General features: G+C 72.2%; 7 protein-coding genes. 4 read left to right on the top strand and 3 right to left on the bottom strand.

The window, feature by feature from the left end:
* Positions 1-156: 156 nt before the first annotated feature.
* From ACTIGN_RS14375 to corA, 3 genes are all read right to left on the bottom strand, one after another.
* Complete coding sequence (locus tag ACTIGN_RS14375; RefSeq protein WP_439624948.1) at positions 157-1,485, bottom strand: glutamate--cysteine ligase; 1,329 nt, start codon at positions 1,483-1,485, stop codon at positions 157-159.
* A 105-nt stretch (positions 1,486-1,590) separates the two neighbouring features.
* Positions 1,591-2,640 (bottom strand): ABC transporter permease, encoded by a 1,050-nt coding sequence (locus tag ACTIGN_RS14370; RefSeq protein ID WP_439624946.1) that lies wholly within the window; start codon positions 2,638-2,640, stop codon positions 1,591-1,593.
* A gap of 231 nt (positions 2,641-2,871) precedes the next feature.
* A complete protein-coding gene (gene corA / locus ACTIGN_RS14365) occupies positions 2,872-3,921 on the bottom strand; it encodes a magnesium/cobalt transporter CorA (RefSeq protein ID WP_439624944.1) in 1,050 nt (349 codons plus the stop codon).
* Between the two features lie 119 nt (positions 3,922-4,040).
* On the opposite strand from corA, the gene ACTIGN_RS14360 reads away from it, so the two are divergent.
* The 4 genes from ACTIGN_RS14360 (at position 4,041) to ACTIGN_RS14345 (ending at position 7,616) form a co-directional block, all read left to right on the top strand.
* Positions 4,041-4,637, top strand: coding sequence for an RNA polymerase sigma factor (locus ACTIGN_RS14360; protein ID WP_439624942.1), 597 nt, complete (start codon positions 4,041-4,043; stop codon positions 4,635-4,637).
* On the top strand, positions 4,634-5,353 hold the full coding sequence (locus tag ACTIGN_RS14355; RefSeq protein ID WP_439624940.1) for an anti-sigma factor family protein: 720 nt from the start codon (positions 4,634-4,636) through the stop codon (positions 5,351-5,353). The genes ACTIGN_RS14360 and ACTIGN_RS14355 overlap by 4 nt, the downstream gene beginning before the upstream one ends.
* 4 nt (positions 5,354-5,357) lie before the next feature.
* On the top strand, positions 5,358-5,822 hold the full coding sequence (locus ACTIGN_RS14350) for a hypothetical protein (protein ID WP_439624938.1): 465 nt from the start codon (positions 5,358-5,360) through the stop codon (positions 5,820-5,822).
* A 216-nt stretch (positions 5,823-6,038) separates the two neighbouring features.
* Positions 6,039-7,616 carry a hypothetical protein gene (locus tag ACTIGN_RS14345; protein ID WP_439624936.1) on the top strand — a complete coding sequence of 526 codons (1,578 nt, stop codon included), beginning with the start codon at positions 6,039-6,041 and terminating at the stop codon, positions 7,614-7,616.
* Positions 7,617-7,723 lie beyond the last annotated feature (107 nt).

The following is a 7,723-nucleotide window of genomic DNA, read 5'->3' as shown; positions in this document are numbered from 1 at the left end:
CCCTCACCCGCCGCGAAGCGCGGCGACCTCTCCCCCCGGACGGGGGGCGAGGTGGAGGCGGTTGGTCCGGTGGCACTGGCCTCCGGCCCGTGCAGGAGAACATCCGGCCTTCACTCCGCGCTCCGCACCCCGCGTTCCGCACTCCCGGGCTCGGGGTCAGGGGTACTCGCACGCGGTGAGGACGGCGGCCACGGTGCCGCCGACCGGCCAGCGGTCGCCGGGCGATCGGCCGGTCGCGAGGACCTCGCGCAGCGGGTCGAGGAACGCGGCCTCGTACGGCCGGTCCCCGCGGCGCAGGCCCGCGTCGGCGACGGCGACCACCTCGCGGCACCAGTCGGCGAGCGGCCGGCCGCGGTGGTCGGCCCGGAGTCCGTCCCGGGCGGCCGCGGCGGACAGCGCCCGGAGCTCCGCGGGCGGGAACTCGGCGGCGAGTGCGACGGCCGCGTCGAGCGCGTCGGCGTCGTACAGCAGCCCCTTCCACACGGCGGGCACCGCGAGGGCCAGCGGGGTCGGGTTCGCGTCGGCCCCGCGGACCTCGATGAACCGCTTCATCCGGGCCTCGGTGAACACCGTCGAGATGTGAACGTCCCACTCGTGCAGGGTCGGGTAGTGCCCGTGGAGCCCGCGGCTCATCCACTCGCGGAACGTGATCCCCGGGGCCGGGCGGAACGTCCCGCCGATCTCGGTGAACAGCAGCGGCACGTCGAGGACGAACCCGGCCCAGCGGTCGAACGTCACGTCCCCGGCGAGCAACTCGGCGAGGAACCCGGAGCGGTCCGGGTCCATCCCCTGCCAGACGCGGCCGCGGAACGAGGCGAGCCCGGTCGCGCGGCCGGCGTGGAGCGGGCCGTTGGCGAACGCGGCGTTCACGACCGGGCTGAGGCACAGCGCGACCGCGAACTTGCGGCCCGCGTCGGCCTCGTCGGCGTAGTCGAACGTGACCTGCGTGCTGGCCGTGGCCTTCATCATGTGCAGGCCGTACTCGCACCGGGTCGGCAGGTACTCGGCCATGAGCCGGTGCCGGGGCCGCGGGTTGAGCGGGATCTCCTCGACCCGGCTGAACGGGGTCACCCCGGCGGCGCACCACGCGACCGCGGCCGGGTCGCACACGGCCCGCAGCTCGGCGAGGTGAAGGTCGAGTTCGGCCTTCAGCTCGCAAATGTCGGTGGCCGGGGCGGTGGACAGTTCGACCTGCCCGCCCGGCTCGATGGAAATGGTGGACCCGCCCCGGGTGAGCGTGGTGACCCGGCCGCCCTCGCCGTGCGGCTCCCAGTCGAACCGCTCGGCGAGGTGACAAAGTCGGCTCTCGATCCCGTCGTCGAACCCGAGCTGCAGGCCGGTGCCGCGGTCGAGGGCGAACTTCTCGAACTCGGCCCCGACGCGCCACCGCTCGGGCGGCTTGCACCCGGCCGCGAAGTAGGCGACGAGATCGGCTTCGGAAACGGGCGAATCGTCGGTCGCGGGCCGGTGCAGGTGCGTGCTCATCAGGAACCCGGGGGGTGTCAGGGCGGCCCCGTCAGCCGTGAGGCTAATGGTATATGGGCCGCCCCCCCGCCCCGCTGCGCCCGCGGGGCGGGCGACCGACCCCGGCTACCGCCACCGGAAGAACCGCAGCGCCAGGGCGAACGACACGCCGCCCCACGCCGCCAGCACGAGGAGCGGCCGGCCCAGCGCCGCGAACCCGGACCCGTCGTTCATGATCGCCCGCAGCCCGTCGTTCACCGCCGTCAGCGGCAGGACCTGGATGAACCCCTGCATCCCCTCGGGGAACCGGGCGGCCGAGAAGAACACCCCGGACAGCACGTACATCGGCAGCATCACCGCGTTCACCAGCCCCGCGGCGGTTTCGAGCGTCTTCGCACGCGCGCCGATCAGCAGCCCGAGCCCCGCGAACGCCGCCCCGCCGGCCACGATCAGCGCGACGAGCGCGAGCCAGTCGCCCCGCACGCGGATGTCGAACATGAAGTGCGAGAACGTCAGCAGCAGCGCCACGTCGAGGAGCGTGAACACGAGGCGGCTGATCATCAGGCTGAGCAGGAAGTCGGACCGCCGCATCGGGGTCGCGGTGAACCGCTTCAGGAGCTTCCGCACCCGCAGGTCGGCGACCGCGAACCCGACGCCGAACAGCCCCCCGCCGAGCAGGTTGATCCCGAGCAGGCCCGGGATGAGGAAGTCGATGTACCGGCTCCCCGGCTCGGTGACGGCGCGCTCCTCCGGGAGCGCCGCGACCGGGCCCGCGGCCCGCACCAGGGCGCGGTCGGCGGCGTTCCGGGCCAGTACGCCCTCGCTGCGGGTCGCGTCGTAGAGGAACTCGTGCCCGGCCGCACTCCCGGGCCGCGGGACGACCACGAGGTCGGTCTTCGCGGTGCGGAGCCGCTGCCGGGCGGCCGGTTCGTCGCTCACGGTCACCCGGATGCCCGCGTCGGCGGCGAGCGCCGCCCGGAGCTTCTCGGTCGCGTCTTGGTGCGCCGCGTCGGCCTGAACGTCGACGCTGGCGGGCGGCACCGAGCCCTCGCGGAACGCCATCCCGAGCGCGAACGCGAGGACGAGCGGGAACCCGTACACCCAGAACAGGGCGGCCGGCTCGCGGTAGAACTCGCGGAACCGGGTCAGCGTCAGTTGCCACAGCGCGGAACTCATGCGTCGTCCGGTGGGGTGCGGGGCAGCGAGGGCGAGACCGAACCTTGGTTTGTAGGGGCCGCCCTCCGTGGCGGCCCGCCGGTCACCTGGGCGGTCGACCGGATGGCCACTGGCCCCCTCGCGGTGCGGTTGGCGGGCCGCCACGGAGGGCGGCCCCTACGAGCAAAACCCGGCGGGCTTGGTCCCGGCGAGCGGCGCGGCGTCAGCCCTCTTCTTTACGCCCGACCGGCTCTAAATCCACTTCTTCCACCGGGCGACGAGGACCACCGCGGTCGAGGCCGTGGCCATCATCCCGAGCGCCACCGGGTACCCGTACTCCCACTTCAGCTCGGGCATGTGCTCGAAGTTCATCCCGTAGACGCCGGCGATGACGGCGCACACCATGCCGATGGTCGAGATGAGGGTCAGCACCTTCATGACCTCGTTGAGCCGCGCCGACACGGCCGACAGGTGCGACTCCATCAGGTCGCTGACCATTTCACGGGCCGACTCGATCAGCTCCGTGTACCGCACGAGGTGGTCGTACACGTTGCGGTAGTAGACCATCTCGCGCTCGTCGACGAGGTCGAACTCGCCGCGGATCAGCCGCGACAGGACCTCGCGCTCGAGGATGAGGGTCTTCCGCATCCCGGTGACGATCCGCTTGAGCCGCAGGAGCCGCGCGAGGAGCCGGGGCGACGGGTCGCGGAAGATCCGGGTCTCCAGCGCGTCGAGGCGGGCCGCGATCCGCTCGACGACCGGGGAGTACTCGTCCACCATCGCGTCGAGGACGTGGTGGAAGATGAAGTCCGGCCCCCGCTCGGCGGTCTGGGTGTGCCGGTCGAGGTACGCCATCGCCGTCGCCACGCACGCGAGGGGCTCGTAGTGGTGCGTCACCAGCACCTGGTGGTTCAGCACGGCGCTGAGCTGGGGCCGGCGGTTGGTTCGCGACCGGGGGGCCGGCGGGACCGGGTCGCGGGCCGCGTTGGCGACCAGCGCCTCGGCCAGCCCCGGGGGCAGCGGGTTGGCGACCACGAACAGGTAGTTCGGGAACTCCTCGACCTTGGGCAGGTGCGTCCCCTTGTCGGCCGACACCCGCGGGCGGGCGACGTCCTCGCGGGTGAGCGCGTGGACGGGGAAGAACCGGCCGAGCACGTGCTCCTCCTCCTCGGGCGTCGGGGCCGAGAGGTCCACCCACCACACGTCGCCCGGCTTCACGTCGGCGGCGGCGGCGGGGAGGTGGTCGGTGCCGGTCGTGCGGCACACCTTCGTGGAGGCGTCCCAGTGGCGAACGGAGATCATGCGCGGCCCTTGGTGGTCGGCGGATCGAATTCCGGGCGGGCGGGTCGCGTCTACTCAGGCAGGGGGGTAGAATGGCCCGTGCTGGGCGGACCCGCAGGATTCGGAGTTTACCCCACCCCATGCCCGCTGTCTCGGTCCTTACCAAGCCGGCACCGCCCCCGAGCGACACCGCCCTCCTGGAGCGGGTCGCGGCCGGCGACCGCACGGCCCTGGACGACCTGTTCCACCGCTACCGCGCCGTCGCGTTCCGCGTGGCGTACCGGCTGCTCGGCCGGGAGGCCGACGCGCTCGACGCGGTGCAGGACGCCTTCGTCAAGCTCCTGGCCAACCTCGACCGGTTCCGCGGGCACAGTTCGTTCAAGACGTGGCTGCTGCGGATCGTCAGCAACGCCGCGCTGGACGTGGGCCGCCAGCGGAAGCGGGACGCCCGGGTGCCCCAGGAGCCCCGCGACGCGCCCCCGGAGCGGTTCGGCCCCGACGACGCCCCGCCCCCGGACGCGGGGCTGTCCCGGGCCGACCTGCGGGCCAAGATCGACGCGGCCCTGGCCCGGCTCCCGGACACCCAGCGGCAGACGTTCGTCTTGCACGTGGAGGGCGGGTTGTCGTACCGAGAGGTTGCGGACACGCTGGACATCTCCATCGGGACGGTGATGAGCCGGCTGTTCTACGCGCGCCAGAAACTCAAGACGTTGCTCGCCGACCAGGTGCAGCCATGATGCCCGAAAACCTCACCCCCGACGACCTCCCGCACGACCTCCTCGCGGGCTACGCCGACGGCGAACTCGACCCGGCCGACCGCGACGCCGTGCGCGAGTGGCTCGCCCGCGACCCCGCCGCCCGTGCCGAACTGGCCGCGCAGCGCGCGTTCGGCCCCGGCAACGCGCCGCTCTGGGAGCGGGCCGAGCCCCCGGAGCCGTCGGGCGCCGCGTGGCTCGCCGTGCGCCGCGGCATCGAGGCCGGGCTGAACCCCGCCGCCCCGCGGGCCGGGTCCCCGGGCCGGTTCCGGACCGCCGCGTGTGTCGTCGGCGCGTTCGCCGCCTCCGCCGTTGCCGCGTCCGTCGCGTGGGTCGCGCTCGTCCCCGGGGCGAAGCTGCCGCCGGTCGACGGCGGGGCCGCGCCGCGCGAGGTCGCGAGGACCGGCCCCGAACGCGCCCCGGCCCCGCGGGCGGTCGTGCTCTCCGACCCGCTCGCCGAGTACGCCGTCCTCCCGGTCGCGTCCGACGACGAGGTGAGCCTCGAACGGGTGCCCGACACGCGCGCCGGCTGGCTCCCGGTCGGCCGGCACCCGCTCCCCGACGCCCTCGCGCTGGCCTCGGCGGACGAGGTCCACTGGCCCGCGTTCGACCTTTCCCCGGTGTGGCCGGCGGGCGGCCCGAAGGTGCCGACCACGCCCGACCACGAGCCGATTATCTTCGCCGCCAAGCCCAGGTGACCCCATGACCGGTGCGCTCGCGCCGCTCCTCTTCCTCATCGTCGCCCCGCCGGAAGACCCGGTGCGGGTGACCGTCGTCGTCATCCTCGCGACCGACGCCAACGCCGACGTCGATCCGAAGCTCGCCGCGCTGGCCGCCCAGGTCCAGAAGCGGGACAAGACGCTGACCGGGTTCCGCATCACCGCGACCGAGGCGAAGTCGATCCCCGTCGGCGACTCGCACACGTTCGACTTGGTGGACAAGGAGCAGTTGAAGGTGACGGTCACGCGGCCCAAGGACGCGAGCGGCCGCATCTGCCTGACGATCAAACCCCCGGGCGTCGACAACGTGACCTACGGGTGCGCGTGCGACAAGTTCTTCCCGGTGGTGACCCCGCACCGCACCAAGGCCGGCGAGGTGCTCATCGTCGCCGTAATGGCCAAGCCGTGTACCGGGAACAAGCCCGCCGCGAAGGGCTGGCTGTGGTGATTCGTCGCGTCGCTGCTCTGGCGCCGGTGGTCCCCGCTTTTCGACCCTGAAGGGGCAGGGTTTCCGAGGTGTCGGGCGGAAATTGTAAACTATGATCCACACGGGAGCGGGGTCGCTCCCTCTGAGAGAAAAGGACGTTACCCGGTGTCGTAAAGACGTTCGTTGATCTGCCGTCGCGCCCGGACGGACTGCCTGCACACTTTTCGAGGTTCTCCCGTGCCGGTCGTCACCTGTCCCAAGTGCCCGACCAAGCTCCGGGTGGCCGACGGGGCCACCGGGAGCGTGAAGTGTCCCAAGTGCGGCACGATGTTCCCCGTCGCGCAGACCCCACCGAAGCCACAGCCGAAGCCGGCGTTCGAGGTCGTGGACGACGCCCCGCCCGCGGCCCCGCCGAAGTCCACGGCCAGCCCAAAGGCGACGCCGCCAGCGGCCCCTGCACCCGCCGGACCCGCCGCACCCGCCGGACCGGGCGGGGCCGGGAACCCGTTCTCGTTCGACGACGCGGACTCGAAGCCCCGGAAGAAAAAGAGCGTCTTCGATGACCCCGGAGACGACGCGGCCCCGAGTCGCGACGCCGAGGACGAGGACGACCGCCCTCGCAAGAAGAAGCGCGTCGAAGAGGACGAGAAGCCGCGCGCCAAGAAGACGGCGGATGGCGGCAAGGGCAGCAAGTGGGGCGGCACCGACGATGAGGACGAGGACGACCGCCCCCGCAAGAAGAAGCGCCCTGACGACGACGATGAGGACGACGACCGCCCGCGGAGCAAGAAGCGCCGATCAGCCGATGACGACGACGAGGACGACGACGACCGGCCACGCAAGAAGAAGCGCCGCGGCGACGAGGATGACGACGACGAGCGGCCGCGGAGCAAGAAGCGCCGGTACGCCGACGAGGAGGACGACGAGGACGACGAGGACTGGCACAGCTCGCCGAGGAAGAAAAAGAAGGGCGGGGCAGGGTTCTCGAACGCGAAGGTCGGCGTGCTGCTCCTGAACATCTCGTTCTGGCTGTACGGCGCGTCGCTGGCGCTGATCTCGCTGTACATCTTCCTGGGGTGGACCGGCGCGCTGGACGGATCATCCTCGTCCGGATCGACGACGGTGCGGCGGACCAACAACCGCGGCGGGTTCACCGAGGAGACATCATCGAGCACCAGCGCAGCGGAGTTGGCGATCAAACTCCCCGGCCTCCTGGGTATGGGCAACTGGATCGTGGCGGGGGTCGGGTTCGGGTTCTGCATCGCCGGGCCGCAGCGGTCTCGGGGCATGGCAATCGCCGCCGCGTCGCTGGCCGCCGGGCACCTCGTGCTCGCGGGGATCTCGATCAACAATATCGGCGGACGGGCGAACGTGTTCGGTGGGGGGGCCGGCGCGATTACGTGGTGGTTGTGGGCAAGCATGCTCCTGGTTCTCGACATGGTCGTCCCGGCAGTCATTTTCGGACATACGAGTTCTGTCACGACGAACGAGGTCTTCGCGGTCCTCGCCGCCGGGTGCGAGTTGGCCCGCCTCATCTGCGCGATGCTCATGGTGAAGGCGATCGCGGCCGCGGCCAGGGACCACGACGCTGAAGAGAAGGCGCAGTTCGGGGTGATGGGGGCCGCGGGGGTCGTCGGCGCGAGCGCGATCATCGCCGTGCTGCTGGCGCTCCTGGCTAAGGCGGAGGCCATCAAGAGCTTCAACATTCTGATCGGGGCCGTCCTGCTCATCTACATCGGGTTCACCGCGATGACGATCATGCCCATCTGGGCGACCCACGGACTCCGCGCCACGCTCGCCCGCAAGGCGCGGTGACGCGGCTCGTGCTCGTAGGGCCGGCTGTGCCGGCCGCGGCCTCCCCGCTGCCCGCCCCGCCCGCCCCACGGGGTGCAACGTCGCGCACTGGGGGGGGGCGAACACCA

The sequence above is a fragment of the Gemmata sp. genome (assembly GCF_051859125.1).
GTDB lineage: Bacteria > Planctomycetota > Planctomycetia > Gemmatales > Gemmataceae > Gemmata.
Note: the sequence above shows the minus strand (reverse complement) of the source record. Positions and strands in the feature narration are given on the sequence as shown.